Raw genomic sequence first — 19,590 nt, 5'->3', positions numbered from 1 at the left:
GCTTCCCCAGGGTCTTTGCTAGCGCGTGTTACAATTGGATTCGAAATGTAAGCAAAGGTGGATTTTGTGGGTACACGTGTACTGATTGTGATTGCTTCGCTGGCGGTTATTGCGTTGATCGTGGGGGCGGTATTTGTGTTGCAGGGCGGGGCGGTCGCGCCGGCTTCGTCGCCTGCCTCGAGCGTGGCGGCATCGCCTGGGGCGGGACTCGTGGTGACCGATGAAGTGATTGGCACAGGGGCAGAGGCTAAGGCCGATAGCACGGTGACGGCTAAGTATACCGGCATGCTGGCCGACGGGACGGTGTTCGATGCCAGTGAGCGCCACGATCCGAACGGCCTGGAATTTTCGCTGAGCGGTGGGGTGATTAAGGGGTGGCAAGAGGGTATTCCCGGGATGAAGGTGGGTGGTAAGCGCAAGCTCGTGATTCCGCCGGACTTGGGCTATGGGGCGCAAGCCAAGGAAGGGATTCCGCCGAATTCTACGCTGACGTTTGAGGTTGAGCTGGTGGGCGTAAAGTAGTTTTTGCGGCTGGGTTTTAGTCTTGGCGGTGCTGTTCGCAGAATTGGCCGGCGTGGGATTTGTGGCAGAGTGAGTAGCCGACCACTGCTACGAGGTCGTTTTCGGTGGGTGACAGGCCGCCGGTAGGTCCGCTGGCTACTCGTAGCTCTACGGGGATGGTGCCGCGACCGAGGTTGTCGACGGCGCTGAAAGAGCCGCGCGAGAGGTCGATGATGCGGCCGGTCCAGGCTTCGGGGCCGTAATCGTTGACGCGACAGACGACGGTATTGTTGTTGTAGAGGTCTTTGACGAGCAAATACGTGCCGCGCGGGAAGGTGCGAGAGGCGCAGGTGAGGCTGTCCGGGGCGGGGAGGCCGAGTGCGTACCACGAACCGCGGCCGGTCATGGCGGCGGGGCCGCCTACGGGCTGCGGCGTGGGCGGGCCGGCGATGACAGGGGCTTGAATTTGGACGCCGCCGGCAGCAGAGGTGTGCACGGACACGCCGACTATGGGCTTGTTGAGTGTGATGCCGTAGGCCAGCGAGCCCATGGAAACGGTAGCCAGCAATACCAAAAACGACCTCAAGACGTGCTTTGAAGTCTTGCGTTTAACGAGTTTTTTCTTGGTGAGCACGTGCAGGACGCGCCGTTTTGTTTTGGCTTTCATTCGATTTTGTTATGAACTATGCTTACTTTAGCATAAGCGTCGTGGAGATCAAGGTTATGAACGAATATGAGACCGGTCAACCTATGCCCATCGGCGACGTTCGATATACGAAGGAGGGAGTTAAGTGGCGCCAGGCGTTGGCCGATATGGCTGATCAGGCCGCATTCCTAGATGATGAGCCCAGTCAAGAGCCTTTGTCGGCTCAGGGTTCGGTGGCACAACAAGAGGCCGAGCTGCTAGCGGCTGATCGGGCGCAGGCAAAGCATTGGGCTATGCTTGAGCGCTTTTTTGCTTCGGGGGGACAGATTGAGCTGGCGGATGAAGCAGAATTCAATGCAATGTGGGGCAATCTTCGGAAAGAGCAGCAGGATCAATTGCGCGCAAAGCGCCGCGAGATGATAAAAGATACGGTTGAGCGGCAGAGATTGCAGGCTGGCATTGAGGCGAAGCTGCGGGAGACCGCGCCGGCGCTCTTGGAGGGTAGATTGCCCGCCGACCAAGAGGTTTTGTTGGGCGGGGCTGATTATGCGATCGGAGTGAATCAGTCGGGGCCGCTGACGGCGCAAGAGGCGGTTGAGTATCTAAAAGAACAAAGGGGTATAGATTTGCGACATAGTCCCATCGCCCATCGGTTTTTGACCATGGATCATACGATGGGGCCGCCGGACATACGCCACACGGTAGTGGATGGGTATTATGGTCCTCAGGCTAGTGGGAAGTTTGTGGTGGCAATGCCCCTGGGCCCGGATGCCCACGAGATTGAGCGCAAAGGGCCCGCGGGTGCGGTGAGGACTATGGAGTACGAGCCCCCGGCTGATTTTTATTTGGAAGCGGACGTTCCTGGAAGTGCGCGCAGGGTTAGTAGATCGGTTAACGCCAAATATATGGCGGGTTTTGTGGATATAACCGGAAAGTATTTCCCGAATCGGGGTTTTATGGAGGATCGGCCGCGTTAGTTCTTAGTGGGGGTGCGTCGGACCTGAATCTTAGAACGAAACGGTTTTACCGACTGGCACGATCGAGTACCAGGTGTTGCCGGCGTCGAGCGGGACGTCGTTGCCGCTAGCGTCGAGGAGCTTGGTGCGGGCGCTGTGCGAATCTTTGGACCAGGTGACGGGGATGGCGTCGCCGTCGCGCAACACCCAGCCCTGGCCTTTGCCCACGGTGCCCATGATGACGGTTTGTTCGCCGATGCGGGTGGTGCCGTTGCTCGTGGGCATCATTTCGATGACGATGTTTTTGACGTGGATTTGCTTGCCCGTATTGCGATCAACATGCGGGGCCCCGGCGAGCGAACGGGCGTAGTCGTTGGTGGTGGGGTCGTATTTGTAATCGACTTGATAGCCGGCGTAGGAGTAGTCGATGTGAATGTTGGGGTGAGGAGGGGTGGCAACGGGGGTGTCGGGTTTGCGCGGGCTGGGGGTGAACGTGGCGGGGCCGTTGAATTTGTGGGTGGCCAGGAGCTGATCGAGCTTGTCGCTGCTGGTGTAGAGGTTGTGGGGTGCGAAGCGGTCGGTGGTGCGGTAGAAGCCGCTGGCGGCGAAGCTGAGGGCGTTGAGGTCTTTCATGCCCAGCGGGCTGACGAGATCGAGGGCGTCGGCGTTGCCGCCGGCGTGGGCGACGGGTGAGTTGAACTCGAGTGCCCAGTCGACGAAATAGGTGCGCAGGCTGCGGACGGGACCGAGGCTGGGTGGGCGCTGGTCGAGAAAGAAAGCGATGAAGCGCGTGATGCCACCCTCGGCGTTGGCTTCGTACACGACGCCGGCTTGGCTCAGACCGGATTGAGGTCGGGCGTCGGTTTGGTTTTCGATGACCACGCCGGTGATCGGACGGTTGGCGAGGGCGGGATCCACCGCCACGCCGGTGAGTGGAGACAGTTTGGTGACAGGCGTTGGGACGGGAGTGGGGCTGGGTTTGGGCGTAGGCGTAGCGTGGGCAACGGGCTTTTTGGGGTGCGTGAGGTTCCAGCCCAGCGCGCCGGCGCCCGCGACTACTACTACGGCCACGGCGATGATTATGGCCGCTTTGCGGTGGCGTTTGAGCCAACGGCTGGGGGGTTTGGGCTTGGCGTGGGGATTTGCAACGATGATGGATTCTGGGGTGGGGTTGGGGGTCTGGGGGTCGAGTTCATTCATACCTCCAGTATATCATCATGCCGCTTATGCTAAACGGAGACCCGAGGGGTCTCCGTTTCGTTTCGGACAAGATTGGCTGGTGGTCTAGACGACGGGGCCGTCGAAGGCGTCCCAGGTAGCCTGGCTGACGAACTTGGTCAGGTTGCGGCCCTGGTAGTTGCCGCGGAGGGCGTAGCGGACCTGAGTCTTGCCGTCTTTGGTGGTGCGCTCGTACTTGGTCTTGGAGACGTCGCCGTCGGCTACATCCACGGACTGGCGGGTTTTAACGTCGTAGAAAGAAACACTCATGGGTTTTTGACCTCACTCGCTTAAGTGTTTGAACTATAGGCCAGGGAGACCGAGCTTGTCAAACCTGTTGGCTCCGGAGAGGCCTAAATGTGCAGCTTCTATCTGTTGGAGGCAGCTTCTAGGCGTTGGAGCGAAATGTCCTTGCCGAGGACGTGCAGCGTCTCAAACAGCCCCGGGGCGGCTTTTTTGCCCGTGGTGGCGAGGCGGATAGCGGTAAAGAGGGTGCCGGGTTTGAGGGCGAGCTGTTCGGCGAGGGCGCGCAGGCGGTGTTCAAGGTCGGCCTCGGTGAAATTGGAATCGGCTAGGGCCTGGTGGGCTTGATGTGCTAGCTTAGCGTCGGCGGCGAGGGCATCGGCGCTGGGATCGGCAAAGAAAAAGTCGGTGAGGCTGGGTAATTCGGCCAGGTATTTGAGCCGCTCCTGAACGAGCCCCAGAACCTGCTGGCGGTAGGCGGGCGAGGTATTTGCTGCTTCGGGCGGCCAAAAGGCCTCTGAGCGCTCCAGGAGCTGTTCTAGGGGCATCTGCCGGATCATAAGCCCGTTGATCCAGGTGAGGCGCTCGCGGTCAAACATGGCGGGGCTTTTCTGGACGCGCTCGAGGGTGAATTTGGCGATGAGCTCGGTGGGGGTGAATACTTCCTGCGTGGTGCCGTCATTCCAGCCGAGTGAGGCTAGAAAGCTCATGAGGGCCTCGGGCAGGTAGCCCTCGGCGATGTACTCCCCTACCGACTGGGCGCCGTCGCGTTTACTGAGCTTCTTTTTGCCGTCCGGGCCTTGCACGGGGGGCAAGTGGGCGTAAACGGGCGGCTGCCAGCCGAAGGCCTCGAAGAGCAACAGGTGTTTGGGGGTGCTGGGAAGCCATTCGTCGGCGCGGAGCACGTGAGTGATGTGCATGAGGTGGTCGTCGATGACGTTGGCGAGGTGGTAGGTGGGGTAGCCGTCGGATTTGAGGGCCACGAAGTCGTCGAGCTCGGTGATTTTGAATTGGTTGCGGCCGCGGACGGCGTCGTCCCAGCCGATGGTGTCGGGGGTTTCGGGGATTTTGAAACGGAGCACATGCGGTTCGTCCATGCTGCGTTGGTTTTCGGCGATGAGGCAATGGCGATCGTATTTGAAGGCGACGCCGGCTTTTTGAGTCTCCTCGCGTAGGGCGGTGAGGCGTTCGGGTGGGCACCAGCATGGGTACAGGGCACCTGAGGCGACGAGCTGCTCGGCGTGCGCGCGGTACAGGTCGAGCCGCTCGGATTGCAGATACGGGCCGAACGGACCGCCCTGGCGCGGCCCTTCGTCGGGTGCGATACCGAGAGCCTGGAGGCTGTCGTTGATTTGATCCATGGAGCCTTCGACGAGCCGGGCGCGGTCGGTGTCTTCGATGCGCAGCACAAACTGGCCGCCGTTGTGGCGAGCCCAGAGATAGTTAAACAGGGCCGAGCGAATCCCGCCGACGTGGAGATAGCCGGTGGGGCTGGGCGCGAAGCGTACGCGAACGGCGGTGGAGCTGCTTGACATGGACCGTATTATAACCCGAGCATGCTCGGATCGATAGCCTCCCAGTCGGCGCCGTCTTCGCGGTAGAGATTGGTGCGGAAGCTGACTTCGCCCGAGTCGTAAACGTTTTCGACGCGGGTGGTGGCGCCGGCGCGGCGGGCGCCCATGGTTTTGCGGTCGATGATGGCGGGGCCTTGGATGCGTTCGAGCTTAAACTTTTCGCCGTCGCGGTTGAATATTACGAACGAAACGTACTCGGTGAGATCGGGGGCGTCTTCGACCGGACGCTTGGAGCGGCCGTGCTCGATGAGGCCAAATTTGGTTTCGACGGCATCTACGATGCGGTCCCAGGCGCGGTCGTCTTGCATAGCTCTCCCCTGTTGGTTGTTGTTAGCCTAGCACATTTTGCTGGGGTGTGATGCGAGTGAGTGCGAATTTGCTGTCCGGGGGAATGTAAGAACGGGGACTACATTCCTCGGGACAGTAAAACCGGGCGGTTGTTTATGCGGGTGACGGCGCTATTAGTTGCCGCCAAGATTGCGGTGGATAGCTTCCTTGAGTTGTTGAATTCTGGCGGGGGATTTTTTAGCTAATTGCCGGCGAGCCCACCCTAGCCCAGGAATTTTTGAGTCCTTTTGGGCGAGCCGTAGGGCTCGCTCCTCACGCGAAACAGCTTGCTCAAGCTCGTACGTTTGCATGGCCGCTGCGGGAGTTTTTGCGCCCGTCGGCTCAACTTTATAGGAGAAGGCGATATCGGCGTTGTTTCCAGCCTCTACGGCAAATTCGCCTAGGCGGTCGCGGGCGGCTTCGGCTCGGGCGGCTTGCGCTTCGGCTAGCCCGACGAGGTCGCCTGATCCGGCTACAAATGGTTGTGGGGCTTGTTTTTCGTACTGGGCTGCAGTCGCGCGTGCTTGTTTAGCGTTAACCGCCATTTCGAGAGCGGCTGTGCGGAAGGGATCTTCGGCGTAAGCCTGGACTTCAGCTCGTGCGATGGATTCTTTTTCAGACATTGGTTTGTACACCCTGCCTTAAAGTGAGTATGCAATCTTGAGGATTTGTTCGCGGCTGAGGCGGCTGGCGCCCTCGATGCTGTACCAGATGCCGCGGTTGACCCAGGTGGCGTGGTTGTTGTTGAACAGGTAAATGGTGAGGCCTTGGCCCTGCACGGTGGCATAATCGTCGGTAGTTTTGGCGACAAAGTTGTCGAGGAGCGAGCTGGAATCCCAGGTGGTGCGGTGTTGGTCTATTTTGAGCGGCTCGGTGCTGCTGGGGCTGGAAAAATTAAGGGTGATGAGACCGGGGCTGGTATTGGTGCCGGCTAGGCTGTAGCTCGATGGGAGGTATGTGGGTAGTGAGGCTGTCACGCCGGCTTTGTTGCTGGCGTTTTGGAGGGCCAGTTTGGGGTAGTTTTGTAGCCAAATGTAGCCGCCCATCAGCGCCACGGCGGTGACGGTGGCGAGGGTGCGGCTGCCGCCGGCGCTCAGGCCGAGGTGCGGACGCCAGGGCGCGCCGGTGCCGGTGTGGGTCTTGGGGGGTTCGGCCGGCGGGGTCGGGGTGAGCCTCGTCATGGCTTCGTGGTGGGTGGCGGCTAGAGGCGGGAGCTCCTGGCTTGGCGGCTCGGGTTGGGCATTGGGTTCTTCGACGATGCGGCCGCCGGCAAATTTTTGGATGTGGGGACTGCGATTGACCTGGCGGGCTTTCTCAAACCGGTCGGTGAAGTGGGCTAGATGGCGGCCCCGGGTGGTGGCTCCGGGCGATTCGGCGGGGATGTGATGGGCGGGATGCACAACTGCGGCCGGCTCAACCGGATGCGGTGCGGCGCCGCGCAGATCGAGCAGGTGTGCGGATTTGGTGCGGGCGTGCAGTTCGTTGGCGGGGTGGGCGTGACGGCCGGCGGTTGGGTGGCTGGCGGCATTGGTGCGGTTGCGGGGTGAGAGGTCGAGCGACACGCGCTTGGCCGGCGGTGCGGATGGTGCACCGGGGATTGCTGCCGTACCACACACCGCACAGTAATCCCGGCCCCCGATTTTAACGGTGGCGGTTTCGGTTTGGCATACCGGGCAGTTCACGCGCGCTTCGCTCTTGTTTATTGTGCTTATGTTACAACACAATGCCTGTGCTTGGAATAGGTTTTTAGTGCGTCCGGCGGACCTTGGCGATAAACCGGGGAATGGCGAATTGGCGGCGCAGGCGGGTGGGTTCGAGGGCTAGCCGCCAGAGCCACTCTAGCCCGATGCGCTGAATGGCGGGTGGTGCTTTGCGCTTGGGACCGCCAAAACTCTCGTAATCGAAGGTGCCGCCTTCGCCGATGAGCAGGCCGTGAGGGAGGCGGGTGACGAGATCGGCGCAGACGTGCTCTTGGAGCGGGAACCCCATGCCTACCAGGATGAGGTCAGGTTTGGTTTCGAGCAGCTGTCGGGCGGTGGCGTCGGTCCATGACGGGGTGACGTGGCCGCGGGGGGCATTGGGGTCGCGGCCGGGAATAGTGCTCACGATCGTGATGCTGGGTAGGGCCGCGGTAATGGTACTGGCCACTACGCCGATATCGGCGGCGGTTTCTTTGCCGATAAGGGCTACGCGAAGCTGTTTTTCGGCAGCTGTGCGCAGAAGTTGCCAGGTAAAATTGGTGCCGGCAGCGCGTTCGGGCAGGGGCCAGCAGAGTTCGGCGGGTGCGGCGATGATTTGGCTTAGGGTAAGCAAAAATCGTGCTAATGTGCGCGGGCCGGCGTACAGGTAGTGGGCTGCCCACACCACGGCCACGCCGTCGGCTACCGAGAGTTCGGCATCGTTGAGGAGCGCGGCGAGTTTGGGGTTGGTGGACGCGCGGTCGAGGAACTCCACGTAGGGTTTGATGACGTAGCCGGCTGGCGTACGCGGATCGGCGGCGGTGGCGATGAGGTAGTTTGTGGCTTCGGCAAGGGTTATTACATCGACTTCTACTCCGAGGAGCGTGACGCGGTCGTAGGTGCGTTGTTTAGACATGACGCGCCTTGGGGGTGACGCTGGCGGCAGTGCCGGCGGCGATCCAAGCGATGAGGGCGGTGGTGGAGTCGGCCCAGGCCGGCAGCACGATGGCTACGAGGCAAATGCCGCCTATGGCGGCTGCCAGCGGAATGGCGAGCGCGTGAGCTGCGCTGGTGCGCCACAATGCCATCAAGAGGAGGCCGAGTGCGGCTGTGAAGACGCCGAGCCCGACCAGGCCGGTTTCGTACCCGACTTGGAGGTAGTAATCCTCGATGATGTGGGGTGGGCCAATGTGGAAGGTGGCGGGTCCGGCGGTACCGAGGCCGTGGCCGAACGGACGCGCGATGAGGGCCTGGTAGCCGTCCTGCAGGGAGGCGGCGTGTTGCGAATCGGAGAGATTGGCTTGGCTATGGGTGGCGACGCTAGCGTGGAGGAGCAAGTACTGGAGCTGGCCGTCGCGGGTGAGAATGATTGGTAGCGCTAGGAGGCTGCCGGCAATCACGATGGCGACGGCGAAGGTGGCGGTGCGGCGCAGGCGAGCGGGGAGACTGGCGATGAGGGTGATGATTATGGCGACGCCGGCACCGATCCAGGCGCCGCGCGAGAAGGTCCAGATGAGGCTGATGAGGCTAGCGGCAAACAGCGCTAGCTGCCACCAACGGCGCTGACGCGTGAACAGGGCGAGGCTCAGACATAGCGGGATAATGAGGTATGTGCCGAGTTGGTTGGGGCCGCCGAGGGTGCTAGGGAAGCGGAGCGCCGAGGTGCCGATGGCGATGTGCTGGTAGGGCACGATGGTGCCTGGCCCGTAGCCGAAATGGGTGAGAAAATCGGCCGGCAGGACGAAAATTTGCAGCAGGTCATAGCCGGCGACAACGGCGCAGCCGATGAGAATGATCGTGATCAGGCGCACGAGCAGGGTGCGGGTGGCGATAGTGGCGGCAATGATGCCGGCGAGAAGGAATTCGAGATCGGTTTTGGCGCCAAAGGCGGCTAGCTCGGCGACGGGGCGAGTGAGGGCGGTGACGATAAGGGCCACGGCTCCGAAGGCGAGGGCGGCGAGGATCCAGGGCTGGCGCAGACGCTGGAGGCGGGCGGGTTCGCGGATGAGGAGCGCTAGGGCGGCGACTGCCAGGATGAGCAGCAGCGCCTCTTTCCAGCCTTGAATGACGGCCTGGTGGCCAAACAGGTGGCCGAGCCACACGCTCAAAAAGGCGTGAAACGGCATCACGGCGACGATGACGAGCAGACCGGTTTGGATGAATTTTTCAATCTGTTGATTGAGTTTCATGGCTTGATTATACAGAATTTCAGGCGAGGTTGGGTGGGATGTGTCCGCTGAGAAGGTATAACGGAATCCGAGGAATTATAGCTGGTGTGGCTAAATTTGAGGCTAGCAATGCATCGAGTCGGTGATAATCCTCGGATTCCGTTATATCAGCCGGAGAGGCGTGGTCGGTCACCTGTGTTGAATTATTTAACCGCGACCAAGCTGCGTTTGTACTCCTCGAGATTGTCGAGTGCGATACCGGTGCCGCGGGCCACGCAGAGCAAAGGCTCCTCCCCCACTACGCAAGGCACGCCGGTAACTTGGGTGAGCATTTTGTCGAGATTTTGCAGGAGCGCTCCCCCGCCGGTGAGCACCATGCCGCGGTCAATGATGTCGGAGCTAAGTTCGGGTGGGGTTTGCTCGAGTACCACCCGAATGGCCTGAATAATTTTCTCAAGCTCGTCTTGGAGCGCGCCGGAAATTTCGTTGGCGCGGATGGTGATGGTTTTGGGCAGGCCCTGGATGATGTCGCGGCCCCGGATTTCCATGGTTTTGTCGCGGGTGAGTTTGAGCGCCGTGCCGAGCTGCATTTTGATGATTTCGGCGGTGCGGTCGCCGATGGCGAGGCCGTAGGTGCGGCGAATGTATTCGGCGATGGCGTTGTCCAGGCGGTTGCCGCCCACGCGAATGCTGTGCTGGGCTACGACGCCGCCGAGGCTCAGGATGGCGATTTCGGTGGTGCCGCCGCCGATGTCGACCACCATGTTGCCGGCCGCGCTCGCGATGGGGATGCCGGCGCCGATGGCCGCGGCTACAGGCTCGCGGATGATGTAGGCGGCGCGGGCGCCGGCGGCCAGGGTGGCGTCGATGACGGCGCGGCGTTCGGTGGAGGTGGCGCCGGCGGGTACGCACACCATCACATCCGGGCGCGAGAGACGGAACCCGCCGGTGACCTTGCCGATGTAGTGGCGGATCATGGCTTGGGTGATGCGATAATCGGCGATCACGCCGTCGCGCAGGGGCCGCGAGGCTGTGATGCTGTCGGGCGTGCGGCCGAGCATTTCTTTGGCTTCGGCGCCGATGGCCACGATTTTATTGTGGTCGTCGATGGCCACCACGCTCGGTTCATTAATGACAATGCCGCGCTTGGGTACGTATACCAGAATGTTGGCGGTGCCCAAATCGATTGCAATGCGCTTAGAGAACATGTGTGTAGTATACTATGGGCCAAGTCCATGCTACGTCGAATCTTATCTATCTTTGGTTATCTTTTGGTTGCGCTCGCGATTGTCGGGTTCACCGTAGGTCTTGTGGCTTATGGTAATGACTATACTTACGACTTCAAGACTCATCGCATAATTCAAAAAGGCCACGTTATTATCGATTCGCTGCCCGGCGGTATTGTGGTGACGGCTGATGGTCGTGTACTTGGTAAGCGTACGCCCTACCAGGCGGCGTATAGTATCGGGGATCATATTTTCCGGCTCGAGAAAGATGGTTTTTGGCCTTGGGAAAAGAAATTAATGGTCACGGCGGGGCGGGTGGCGCTGGCTGACTACGTCATTATGGTGCCTAAAAAGCCAGTTGTGACCGAGCTCGATGCGAAGACGCAAATTACGGCTCAGACGATTTCGAAGGATCATCGCCATCTGGCCTACGTGGTGGGGGGGACGGACGCCGCGGTCTATACGCTTGATCTGGGTAACAAGAAGCTCGTGAAGTTATATTCGGCTAAGCCGGCGGTGGCGGCCAGCGAAGGCGTGGCGCCGGTGGGTGCGGAGGTGTTGCATGATGTGGCGTGGTCGGATGATGCGTCGCATTTGTTGATCGTGAGCGAGGTGGGGGGCGTGTTGACGCACCGCTTGGCGGCGGCTGGCGGTGGTGAGCCGGTTAATTTGACTCAGACCTACGGATTTAACTTTAACGGGCTGCATTTTTCGGGCTCAAACTGGCGGCAGATGTATTGGGTGTCGCCGGATGGTTTGCGGCGGCTCGATATGGACGCTGCGGCGGTATCGGGCGTGCTGGCAGATAAGGTTAGTCAGTTTTGGGTGCAGCCCGACCGGGTGCTGTATGTGCAGCAAACTGATCTCGGCCGGTCGCTGTGGAGCCTCGATAGCCGGGGCAAGCGCCAACAAGTGATATCGGCGTTGGTGGAAAGCGATAGCTATAGCGTGGCGCTTTCTCGTTACAACAATGAAGACGAGTTGGCCGTGGTGCCGGCCAAAACCGGCGTGGCGACCTTGTACTCGGGGATATTTAGCGATACTCCGGTGGCCAAGGTGGTGGCTCAGGGGATTGTGAGTGTGAGTTTTTCGCCCAAAAACGGCCGTTTTTTGGCGCTGAATTCGGCGGCGGGTTCGAGCGTGTACGACTTGGAGCGGTCGACGCTGGAGCATTCGTTTGTGCTATACCCTGCCCCGGCGGCTCGCGGAACCTTGAGCGCTGTGACGTGGTTTGACGATGAGCATTTGCTGTCAAATCGAGACGGCGAGCTGTATTGGAGCGATTTTGATGGTACGAATCAGGTAGATTTGGGTCGAGGGTATGGGGTGCTGCCGGCGTATGGTGATGCTGATACTCGGGGCGTGATTGTGTTTCGACCGACCGATACCGGCGTAAGGGTGCTGCAGTTGCAGATTCGCTAGCGCTGGCTTACTTGACGTTGGGAATCTGACCGGCGGGAGCGGGCGACGGCGAGGGTGACGATCCGCCGCCAAAGAGCGACGGCAGTCCTGAGAAAATTCCCTTCCAGGCTTGTACGAGCTGGTCGAGGAAGCCGGGCGATGAGCTGGTGAGCGTGGCCGGCGTCGCCTGAGCGGCGGGGGTGGTGGCGGCCACCGCGGTTTTGGTGGGGTCGGGGTTGATTTGCTTGGCCGTGACTACGAGCCGGCGCAGTGAGGTGCCGGGCGGTGAGCAGGTGATGAGCGTGAGCGTGGGGGTGGCGGTGGGGTTGAGCACGCTCACCTCGGTGGGTTCTACTACCCGGGCGCCGGTGACCTCGTAAATGTAACGCTTGGATTGATAATCGAGGCTTACTTGATCGCCCACGGTGAGTTTATCGAGCAGCACGAATTCGAATTTGTGGTCGCCCGGCTCCCACCAGTCGTTTGATGAGTGGCCAAAGATGGCAACATTGCCGTTGGCGCCGGGTAGCGCGGTGTTGCCGTAGTGCACCACGCCGTCTTGCAGTGCTCGCTGGATGGCGGCTTCTTGGATGCTGGGCTCGTAGATCACGGGCGAGTGAACGCCGATTTTGGCTATGGTGAGGGTATTTTCGGCGGGGATGATGTCGGCGGCGGGATTGGTGGTCGTGACGGGTGCGGCTGGTTTGTTTGAGAGCGAATAGTTGATTTGGTTGATGATGACCGGGGCTTTGAAGAGTAACAGCACCAACAAGAACACGCCGGCGGCCGTGAGAAATGGAATGACGGCCGAGGGCAAGCGCCGGCCGCGCACGAGGGGCTTGGTGCGGGCTTCGTCGGCTAGTTTGGATTTGCTCGTGACTAGGTCGGCTGTGGGCGCGGGTGTTGCGAGCATGGGTCCGGCTACTGCTGGGTGCAGTTCGGACAGCGCGGCGAATTCGGGCAGCGCGGCGATGCGCGCGCGGGCGGCTGCGGCTGCAGCGGGGTGCTTAGCGCTTTCGGGGTCGCGTTGAATCTGCGTTTGCGCGATAGGGTATTCCTTGCGCAGGCGCAGCGAGCCAATATTGAGGGTGTCGGAGGGGTCGGCCATAATTGTCTGCTTTATAGCTTCTATGGTATCGTGAGTGCCGTGCTATTACCAAGCGCGATCATTGTTCGATCTAATATTTTAACATAAACATCTCTTTTTACAATAAGCCGCTGTGGTGGAATGGTAGACACAAGGGACTCAAAATCCCTCGATCGCAAGGTCATGTCGGTTCGAGTCCGACCAGCGGTACCAAGAATCATTGCGTATAACGACCCGGTTGGGTCGTTATTGCGTTTGGTATGATATTTACATGTATTCAATCCACGCACGTTGCCATCAGTGTTACAAACAGAGAAAAATCTGTAGATTTTTATAAATTACTTGAGTTCGAGCAAGTTCATCTTTGGGAGGCCGAGGACAAGACTTTGAGCATAACGCACCTTCGTAATGGTGAGTTTATCTTAGAATTGTTTTGTTATGCTGCTCCCCTGTCTGCTCCGGATTTCATACATGCGACCTCAACGGATCTTCCCGTCATTGGCACAAAACATTTTGGATTGAAGGTAGATTCAATCGAGGCAGCGCGGGAGGACTTGGCTGCTAAGGCTGTGGTCGCCTCTGATGTCAAGGTTACTCAAGGCCGAACTGGCCCTCGTTATTTCTTTGTGGCTGATCCAGACGGTATTTTGGTTGAAATCTCAGAGGATAACCGCGAGTTCTAGTGGCATAGAAAACGAGTTATTTGCAACGTCTTGACGTTATGACGTTGTTGCATTAGAATAAGGCTAAATAAGGAGAGCGATATGGCTACCCTCACGGAGCGAACAACCGTTTATTTAAACCCCTATGTCAAGAAATATCTGCAACATGAGGCGGTTGAACAAAATAAATCAATTTCAGAGCTGATCAATGATCAACTCGCTGAGCTGCTGGAAGATGCAGAGGATGTGGCAACTATTAATGCACGCAAGGCCGAGCCATTGCTTGCATGGGATAAAGTTAAAGCAGATTTAATGCGAGACGGACTACTTTAGTAGATGCTCTATTCAGTAACCTTTCGGGCTAGTGCCGCTAGGGAGCTACGTAAGTTACCTATTTCTGTTCGCAAGCAGGTTTCGGAACTGATTGATTCCCTAACTCACGATCCCAGACCGCATGGCGTAAAGAAGATGACGGGTGTTGATGCATGGCGGATCAGGATTGGCGACTATCGGGTTGTATACTCGGTCATGGATCAACAGTTAGTGGTTGAGATTATTAAGATTGGTAATCGTCGGGAAGTTTATAGGTAGGGTTGCCGATCGAATCGCAGTTCTAGCGTCTGTGACTATGGTTCTGGTTTGCCAATTCCTTCAAAGGGATTGCGCTGGCAAATATCCTTAGGCTGGGTCGGAATTGCTTAACCGAGAGGCTTTAAGCTCTTCCAGCTCTTTTTTAAATAGCTGCATGTCTTTCTCGCGTCGTGTTATGGTTCGGTTTAATTTTTCTAGTTCGCGTACGCGAAATTCTAGCTGGGCTGTTCGTTTGGCGACTTCACGGGTAAGGCTTTTGGTATAGGCCTTCAACTGCTCTTCTAGCTGTCTTTGCCGGGTGAGGTCTTCCATGGCGAGGAGTATGATCGGTCGTTCTTCGTCTGTCGTATAGACTCTGCGGGCGTTGAGCATCATGACCTTGCGGCCTATTTTGGGGAATTCGTGGTCAACCTTAAAGTCCTCGAAGAAGGTGTTTTTGGGCAGGATGTCCTCCAAAAGAATTCTCAGTTTGGGGGCACTCCATTCGCCGTTGCCCAGGTCGTAGACCTTTTTGCCCTCGGTTTGGTTCTGCGTGACCTCAAACATGGTGTAAAAGGTTTTATTGGCCGAGATTACCACGAGATTTTCGTCGAGGATCAAAAAGGGGTGTCGCACGGTGTCTACAACGGTCTTTATGTATGTCCAAGCTACATGCCATAGTTCATCGGCATCAACTTTAACCGCTTTAACCGCCATGGCATGGTTGTCCTTCTACTCTGCTGGGGAGGAGTGGCGTTAACTTGATCTACCTTTAAATATTAACAGGTGAACGCGAAACGCGAAAACGCCCCGCCACGGGCGGTTTGTTTCCGCCACGCCGCAGGGCGTGAAGCGTCTCGTGAGACGAGAGCGCTGACTAGATGAGTTCGATCTCATCTCCTTCCTCGATGACACCCATGCCCGGCTCGACCAGCGAGCAGTAGACGCCCAGGGCCTTGGCGTGATGCTTGGTGAGAGCGGCGAGCATGCCGACGTCGGCGGTGAGTCCGTGCTGGGCTTGAGATCGGGTGGGGAGTCCGCAGCGCTCGGTGCGCTTGCGAACCATCATTTCGACGCCGCTGGGGAACCGCAGTCTGTGGCCGACCCATGCGTCTTCCGGGAAGCTGGTGGTGATGCCCTTGGGTGACTCGATGACGCCGGTCATGCGTAGGCGCCGGGGGTCGTAGGCGCCGGGGTTTGGGTAGAGGCTGCCGGCGGTGTCGAGGGCGGCGGTGGTCACCCAGCTGAACGGGCTGGAGTCGTAACCCACGCCGGGACGCAGCGAGAACCTGGCATTGGTGGCCATAGGCTTGGGGCTGTCTGTGACACGGACGAGGTCGATGTTCCGACCGCGTAGGACCTCGCGCAGGTAGAGGGATATGAGGCGGTTTGACCAGGGGTATGCCTTGTCGTATCCCGGAACGTGGAGCAGGATCTTTCCCCCATCGTCTACCCAGGACCGGCACTCGAGCAGCCATTGCCCGCCGGGTTCTTTGGCGGTGATGACCTGCCCCGTTTGGGGGTCGACGGCTACGACAGTTCGGTCGTTGATGACGCCCTGCCATCCGACGGTTATGCGGGGTACCGTTGGGCTGTAAACGGACTTGATCGGGCGCGCACATAGCATGCTGGCTCGGCCGACGATTGTGGCTCCTCTCGACTGGACTAGCCCTTCGCAGCAGGAACGGTGGGCTCATGCGCTGGCAGGGACCGGGCGGGATAGCTGGAGGTAGTGGGGGACGAGCACGGTATACGCGTACTCGGACATCTGTGCCGCCAGCACGTAGGGCGGCTCCTTGGGGTGCAAGGGGAACTGCACGATGGCCGGGACGAGGCCTGGGGCTAGCCGGACTTCGCCGGTGTCGCCGAGGGTGAAATGCACTGTCCCGACGACTCCCTTGGTGCTTTCGACCACGGCGATGCTTCCGGCGAATATCATCACGCCGATGCCCACTTGGCCTTGGCGTTGGACGCTACTGTAGAGGTAGCTCGCGCCACACGCACTTGAGAACTGCTGCACTGCGAGGGGCGGTCCGGCCCACACGACGCCGTACATTCGCGGCCGACGTAATCCCTCGATGGTGAGAGGCGCGACGCAGCCCTCGGTCAGACATACGACGGGCCAAATCGCCCCCGGTACGATCGATGGTCGTCCGTCGGGATTAGCCGCCGGCAGGGAGGCGTAGCCTCCGCTGTGGAACATTTCGGAGCGGGGTATCATCGGTTCCTCCAGGAGGATCGGGACGGGGTCGGGATGCAGGAGCTTACTTATTATACAACTTTCCCCCTTTTGGTCAATGAAAGTGGGTGTGAATTGGGAATGCTACCGGGGATGGGGTCCCCGGTAGCAGGGTAGGTGGGGGTTACGCCGGTTCGCTGGTTTTGGAGATGGCTATGCGCCATCCAATACAGGGGCAGAGAGCAGATGCGAGTCCTTGGGGGGTGAGGGCGTCCGGATGGAGGGTCTGGTCGAAGAGTCCCGCCTGGTTTCTGGGACAGATGGTGGAATACCACTCTACGATAATGCGATGACGGCTGGAGGTGAGCTCGGTCCCGTCTGCGTGGGGAGGCGTTGGACAGGCGGGATGATTGCCGAGGAGCTCGTCCAGTATCTGGGCCTGCGGAGAAGTGAGATCTACCAGCGTAACGATCTTTTGGGCGGTGATGGGGTCGGTTTCTGTGCGGGGGCTGGATTCCCGGGCCCCTAGCTGGGCGTACCAGGCTCGGAAGCTTTTGCGGTGCCTCCAGGCGGGGTTGGCCGGTGCGGTGAGCATGAGCTGCATGATCGTCCCCCGTGGTCGCGTGGAGCGGACCTGATTATATTAGGCTGGTCATGGCGGCGGATATTGGGTTGATTGTCTGAAGAGTTGGGCTTGATTGAGCGGAGACTTTGGAATATTGACGAATGGCAAAGTATAAGCATAACTACTATGATGATAAGTAATGTCGATTGGCACTTATTTTGTTGCTTTCGCGCCGTTTTTGAGTATATCCGGCATTATCGTTGCCTTTGGCATCGATCTTTTAGTGGTGGCGCTGGTGCTCGTGAATGTGATTCACGGTCGCCGGCTGGGTTTCACGCGGCAGGTGTTGGCCGATATTGGCTTTTTCCTGGGGGTGTTTCTGGGTATGCAGCTGGTGCCGATTGCGGTTACTATGACGGCTAATCGACTGGGCCGCATGGCGATTGCGTTTGGGGTGGTGCTGGGTGTGGGGTTGTTTATGGGTTTTGCGGGCGATCGCCTGGGGCTGGACCTTCGGCGGGCAACGCCACGGCTGGCTGGCTTGCACCGGGGAGGTGCGATCATGGGGGCGGTGCTGAGCGGGGCCACGAGCTTGATTTTGGTGTGGTTGGTTTCGGGCATGGTGCTCACGACATCGTTTGGATGGTTTGCGACGGGGTTGCAGCATTCGCTGATGCTGCGGTTTTTGACGCGGGTGGCGCCGCCGCCTCCGTTGGGGGTGACGCGGCTGCAATCGTTCATTGATCCGAACGGCATCCCGCAGGTGTTTGTGGGCTTGGAGCCGGCGCCGGCGAAATCGGTGGATACGGCTGAGCAGGCATTGGTAGACAAAGTGGTGGCGCTCGATGGTGACTCGACGGTGCGCGTGGAGGGACTGGGCTGCGGCGGTTTGGTGAGCGGCGGCGGTTTTGTGGCGGGTCCGGATGAAGTATTGACGGCGGCGCACGTGGTGGCGGGCATCAAGCGGCCGTTTGCGGTGGATCGCACGGGGATTCATGCGGCGACGGTGGTGGCGTTTGATCCGGGTAATGATATTGCGCTGTTGCGGGTGGAACATGTGGCGGGTAAACCGTTGCGGCTGGCGCCGGATGAGTCGGCGGCAGGGGCCAAGGCGGTGGTGCTTGGGTATCCAGACGGCGGGCCGTTTACGGGGGAGTCGGCGGGTATTTTGGATAGGGGGGTGATTACGGGGTACGACATTTATGGTCGGGGTCGGGTGGAGCGGCCGATGTACTCGCTCGAGGCGGCGATACGGCCGGGTAATTCGGGCGGGCCGGTGGTGCTGCCGGACGGTTCGGTAGCAGGTATGGTGCTGGCGCGATCGCTGTATTCGAACGATGTGGGCTACGCGTTGACCACCAAAGTGGTGGAGCCGTTTTTGGCTATGGCAAGCGGTAGGACGGAGGCGGTGGGCGTGGGCAGCTGCACGACAGGCGATTAAATAGCGAGGCCCCCGACGAATGATCCGTCGGGGGCCTCTGCTCGGCTGTTGGCCGTGCAGATGGTGCGGGTTGGGCCGGCGCGGTGGCCGGCGGTTAGGGGGTGGACTCAGTGCTGGCCGTCAGCCAGCGGTCGATCGGGAGCCGCTCGCCGTTGGCGGCGAACCACGCGACGGCGGTTTGCAGCAGGTCGGGAGTGAGCGCCCGCAGCCCGGGGCTGGCGTTGAGGTAGGCCTGGAGGCCCTGGGCATCGGTTCGGGTGGCTCCGGAGCCGGAGTGGAGCACTTGGGCGGCGTCGTAGACGAACTCGGCGGGAACCACCTCGGGTGGCAGGTTGAGGTCCCAGGTCGTCGGTGCGTTGACGAAGCGGCTGACGAGCTCCTTCCAGTCGGGGATTGTCGGCCAGGTGAGGCCGAGGTGGAAGCAGTGGTTCGGCGGCTGCAATCCGGGGTAGCGCGTGTCGACGCGGTCCCGGAGCTGGCGAAGCTTCGCGAAGGCCGCCGCCGCCAGGTTGTCGGCGGCGGTGCCGGTGGTCTGGGCGGCGGTCGTCAGCTGCTGCACGTAGGCGTCGAGGACTGTCTGGAGCTGCTTCGACGGGGGCCGGGAGCCGCACTTGGTGGTGAGGCGACCGAGGTACTCGTTGGGCAGCCGGGTCTTGGTGTAGACGTCCTCCCAGATGCGGCGCGCCGCGATGCCGGCCTCGAACCGCGCGGCCAGGCTGCCGTTCGGATCGGCCCAGGTGGACATGACGGCCGTGAGCTCAGGGACCGTCTTCTCGTAGTTGCGTCGGTGCTGGTAGGCCGCGACGGCGGCGCGGTATTCCTTGTTGTAGCCGTGGTCCTGCAGGAGCGTAGCCCAGGTCACGCGCAAGTATCCCGGCACGACTTCGCTGAGCTGGTAGTGGGCGCCGACGTCGTCGGCTTCCAGCTGCTCCAGCAAGGCGGCTGCGTGGGCGATGTCCATCGCCAAGCAGTTGGCGGCGGCCCGGCGTTGCGCGCCCGGCAGGCGCGATGACAAAACGGTACTCACGTTCGTCTCCGATCAGTAGTGGGAACGCGTGGAGTATTTTTACCGCTAATTGGGTATTTTGTCAAGGTAAGAACGAGGGTTGGGTTGGCGATTTGGGTCTTAAGCTGGCTAAAACGGCTG

The 19,590-nt window shown here is 59.9% G+C and carries 23 protein-coding genes and 1 tRNA gene; 8 read left to right on the top strand and 16 right to left on the bottom strand.

The window, feature by feature from the left end; translation table 11 throughout:
- The first annotated feature begins 66 nt into the window (after positions 1-66).
- Complete coding sequence (locus VMT30_08100; GenBank protein HVQ44889.1) at positions 67-522, top strand: FKBP-type peptidyl-prolyl cis-trans isomerase; 456 nt, start codon at positions 67-69, stop codon at positions 520-522.
- A gap of 16 nt (positions 523-538) precedes the next feature.
- Here the strand turns inward: VMT30_08100 and VMT30_08095 are convergent, their stop codons facing one another.
- Positions 539-1,168 (bottom strand): septal ring lytic transglycosylase RlpA family protein, encoded by a 630-nt coding sequence (locus VMT30_08095; protein HVQ44888.1) that lies wholly within the window; start codon positions 1,166-1,168, stop codon positions 539-541.
- A gap of 41 nt (positions 1,169-1,209) precedes the next feature.
- Between VMT30_08095 and VMT30_08090 the strand changes: the two genes are divergently transcribed.
- Positions 1,210-2,124: a hypothetical protein gene (locus VMT30_08090; protein ID HVQ44887.1), complete on the top strand. Its 915-nt coding sequence runs from the start codon at positions 1,210-1,212 to the stop codon at positions 2,122-2,124.
- Positions 2,125-2,154: 30 nt separating this feature from the next.
- Here VMT30_08090 and VMT30_08085 read toward each other — a convergent pair whose 3' ends face one another.
- From VMT30_08085 to VMT30_08045, 9 genes are all read right to left on the bottom strand, one after another.
- Entirely contained in the window at positions 2,155-3,303 is a 1,149-nt protein-coding gene (locus VMT30_08085) for a DUF3048 domain-containing protein (protein ID HVQ44886.1), read from the bottom strand.
- Positions 3,304-3,387: 84 nt separating this feature from the next.
- Positions 3,388-3,591 (bottom strand): hypothetical protein, encoded by a 204-nt coding sequence (locus VMT30_08080; protein HVQ44885.1) that lies wholly within the window; start codon positions 3,589-3,591, stop codon positions 3,388-3,390.
- Positions 3,592-3,689: 98 nt separating this feature from the next.
- A complete protein-coding gene (gltX, locus tag VMT30_08075; GenBank protein HVQ44884.1) occupies positions 3,690-5,099 on the bottom strand; it encodes a glutamate--tRNA ligase in 1,410 nt (469 codons plus the stop codon).
- Positions 5,100-5,107: 8 nt separating this feature from the next.
- Positions 5,108-5,446 (bottom strand): hypothetical protein, encoded by a 339-nt coding sequence (locus VMT30_08070; GenBank protein ID HVQ44883.1) that lies wholly within the window; start codon positions 5,444-5,446, stop codon positions 5,108-5,110.
- A 153-nt stretch (positions 5,447-5,599) separates the two neighbouring features.
- Positions 5,600-6,088: a hypothetical protein gene (locus VMT30_08065; protein ID HVQ44882.1), complete on the bottom strand. Its 489-nt coding sequence runs from the start codon at positions 6,086-6,088 to the stop codon at positions 5,600-5,602.
- Positions 6,089-6,106: 18 nt separating this feature from the next.
- Complete coding sequence (locus tag VMT30_08060; GenBank protein ID HVQ44881.1) at positions 6,107-7,147, bottom strand: DUF4367 domain-containing protein; 1,041 nt, start codon at positions 7,145-7,147, stop codon at positions 6,107-6,109.
- 64 nt (positions 7,148-7,211) lie between these two features.
- On the bottom strand, positions 7,212-8,060 hold the full coding sequence (locus VMT30_08055) for a WecB/TagA/CpsF family glycosyltransferase (GenBank protein HVQ44880.1): 849 nt from the start codon (positions 8,058-8,060) through the stop codon (positions 7,212-7,214).
- Positions 8,053-9,333, bottom strand: a complete 1,281-nt coding sequence (locus VMT30_08050; GenBank protein HVQ44879.1) for an O-antigen ligase family protein — start codon at positions 9,331-9,333, stop codon at positions 8,053-8,055. The genes VMT30_08055 and VMT30_08050 overlap by 8 nt, the downstream gene beginning before the upstream one ends.
- Before the next feature lie 182 nt (positions 9,334-9,515).
- Entirely contained in the window at positions 9,516-10,520 is a 1,005-nt protein-coding gene (locus tag VMT30_08045; GenBank protein ID HVQ44878.1) for a rod shape-determining protein, read from the bottom strand.
- Between the two features lie 102 nt (positions 10,521-10,622).
- Here VMT30_08045 and VMT30_08040 point away from each other — a divergent pair, with 102 nt between their 5' ends.
- Positions 10,623-11,960 (top strand): PEGA domain-containing protein, encoded by a 1,338-nt coding sequence (locus VMT30_08040; GenBank protein HVQ44877.1) that lies wholly within the window; start codon positions 10,623-10,625, stop codon positions 11,958-11,960.
- 7 nt (positions 11,961-11,967) lie between these two features.
- On the opposite strand, the gene VMT30_08035 is transcribed toward VMT30_08040, so the two are convergent.
- On the bottom strand, positions 11,968-13,047 hold the full coding sequence (locus tag VMT30_08035; GenBank protein ID HVQ44876.1) for a sortase: 1,080 nt from the start codon (positions 13,045-13,047) through the stop codon (positions 11,968-11,970).
- A 106-nt stretch (positions 13,048-13,153) separates the two neighbouring features.
- Between VMT30_08035 and VMT30_08030 the strand changes: the two genes are divergently transcribed.
- The 4 genes from VMT30_08030 to VMT30_08015 all read left to right on the top strand — a co-directional run bounded on the left by VMT30_08030 (position 13,154) and on the right by VMT30_08015 (position 14,279).
- Positions 13,154-13,239: transfer RNA gene (locus VMT30_08030), tRNA-Leu, on the top strand.
- Positions 13,240-13,286: 47 nt separating this feature from the next.
- Entirely contained in the window at positions 13,287-13,709 is a 423-nt protein-coding gene (locus tag VMT30_08025; protein ID HVQ44875.1) for a VOC family protein, read from the top strand.
- 81 nt (positions 13,710-13,790) lie between these two features.
- Positions 13,791-14,021, top strand: coding sequence for a CopG family transcriptional regulator (locus VMT30_08020; GenBank protein ID HVQ44874.1), 231 nt, complete (start codon positions 13,791-13,793; stop codon positions 14,019-14,021).
- Between the two features lie 3 nt (positions 14,022-14,024).
- Positions 14,025-14,279, top strand: coding sequence for a type II toxin-antitoxin system RelE/ParE family toxin (locus VMT30_08015; GenBank protein HVQ44873.1), 255 nt, complete (start codon positions 14,025-14,027; stop codon positions 14,277-14,279).
- An 87-nt stretch (positions 14,280-14,366) separates the two neighbouring features.
- On the opposite strand, the gene VMT30_08010 is transcribed toward VMT30_08015, so the two are convergent.
- The 4 genes from VMT30_08010 to VMT30_07995 all read right to left on the bottom strand — a co-directional run bounded on the left by VMT30_08010 (position 14,367) and on the right by VMT30_07995 (position 17,041).
- Positions 14,367-14,975 carry a PAS domain-containing protein gene (locus VMT30_08010; GenBank protein ID HVQ44872.1) on the bottom strand — a complete coding sequence of 203 codons (609 nt, stop codon included), beginning with the start codon at positions 14,973-14,975 and terminating at the stop codon, positions 14,367-14,369.
- 160 nt (positions 14,976-15,135) lie between these two features.
- The gene (locus VMT30_08005) at positions 15,136-15,885 is read right to left on the bottom strand and encodes a hypothetical protein (GenBank protein HVQ44871.1); all 750 of its coding nucleotides are present in this window, start codon (positions 15,883-15,885) and stop codon (positions 15,136-15,138) included.
- A gap of 66 nt (positions 15,886-15,951) precedes the next feature.
- Positions 15,952-16,479 carry a hypothetical protein gene (locus tag VMT30_08000; protein HVQ44870.1) on the bottom strand — a complete coding sequence of 176 codons (528 nt, stop codon included), beginning with the start codon at positions 16,477-16,479 and terminating at the stop codon, positions 15,952-15,954.
- A 142-nt stretch (positions 16,480-16,621) separates the two neighbouring features.
- A complete protein-coding gene (locus tag VMT30_07995) occupies positions 16,622-17,041 on the bottom strand; it encodes a hypothetical protein (protein ID HVQ44869.1) in 420 nt (139 codons plus the stop codon).
- A gap of 160 nt (positions 17,042-17,201) precedes the next feature.
- On the opposite strand from VMT30_07995, the gene VMT30_07990 reads away from it, so the two are divergent.
- On the top strand, positions 17,202-18,443 hold the full coding sequence (locus tag VMT30_07990) for a MarP family serine protease (protein ID HVQ44868.1): 1,242 nt from the start codon (positions 17,202-17,204) through the stop codon (positions 18,441-18,443).
- A gap of 94 nt (positions 18,444-18,537) precedes the next feature.
- On the opposite strand, the gene VMT30_07985 is transcribed toward VMT30_07990, so the two are convergent.
- The gene (locus tag VMT30_07985; protein ID HVQ44867.1) at positions 18,538-19,470 is read right to left on the bottom strand and encodes a hypothetical protein; all 933 of its coding nucleotides are present in this window, start codon (positions 19,468-19,470) and stop codon (positions 18,538-18,540) included.
- Positions 19,471-19,590 lie beyond the last annotated feature (120 nt).

The organism is Candidatus Saccharimonadia bacterium (genome assembly GCA_035544015.1).
Taxonomy (GTDB): Bacteria; Patescibacteriota; Saccharimonadia; order UBA4664; family UBA4664; genus UBA5169.
Note: the sequence above shows the minus strand (reverse complement) of the source record. Positions and strands in the feature narration are given on the sequence as shown.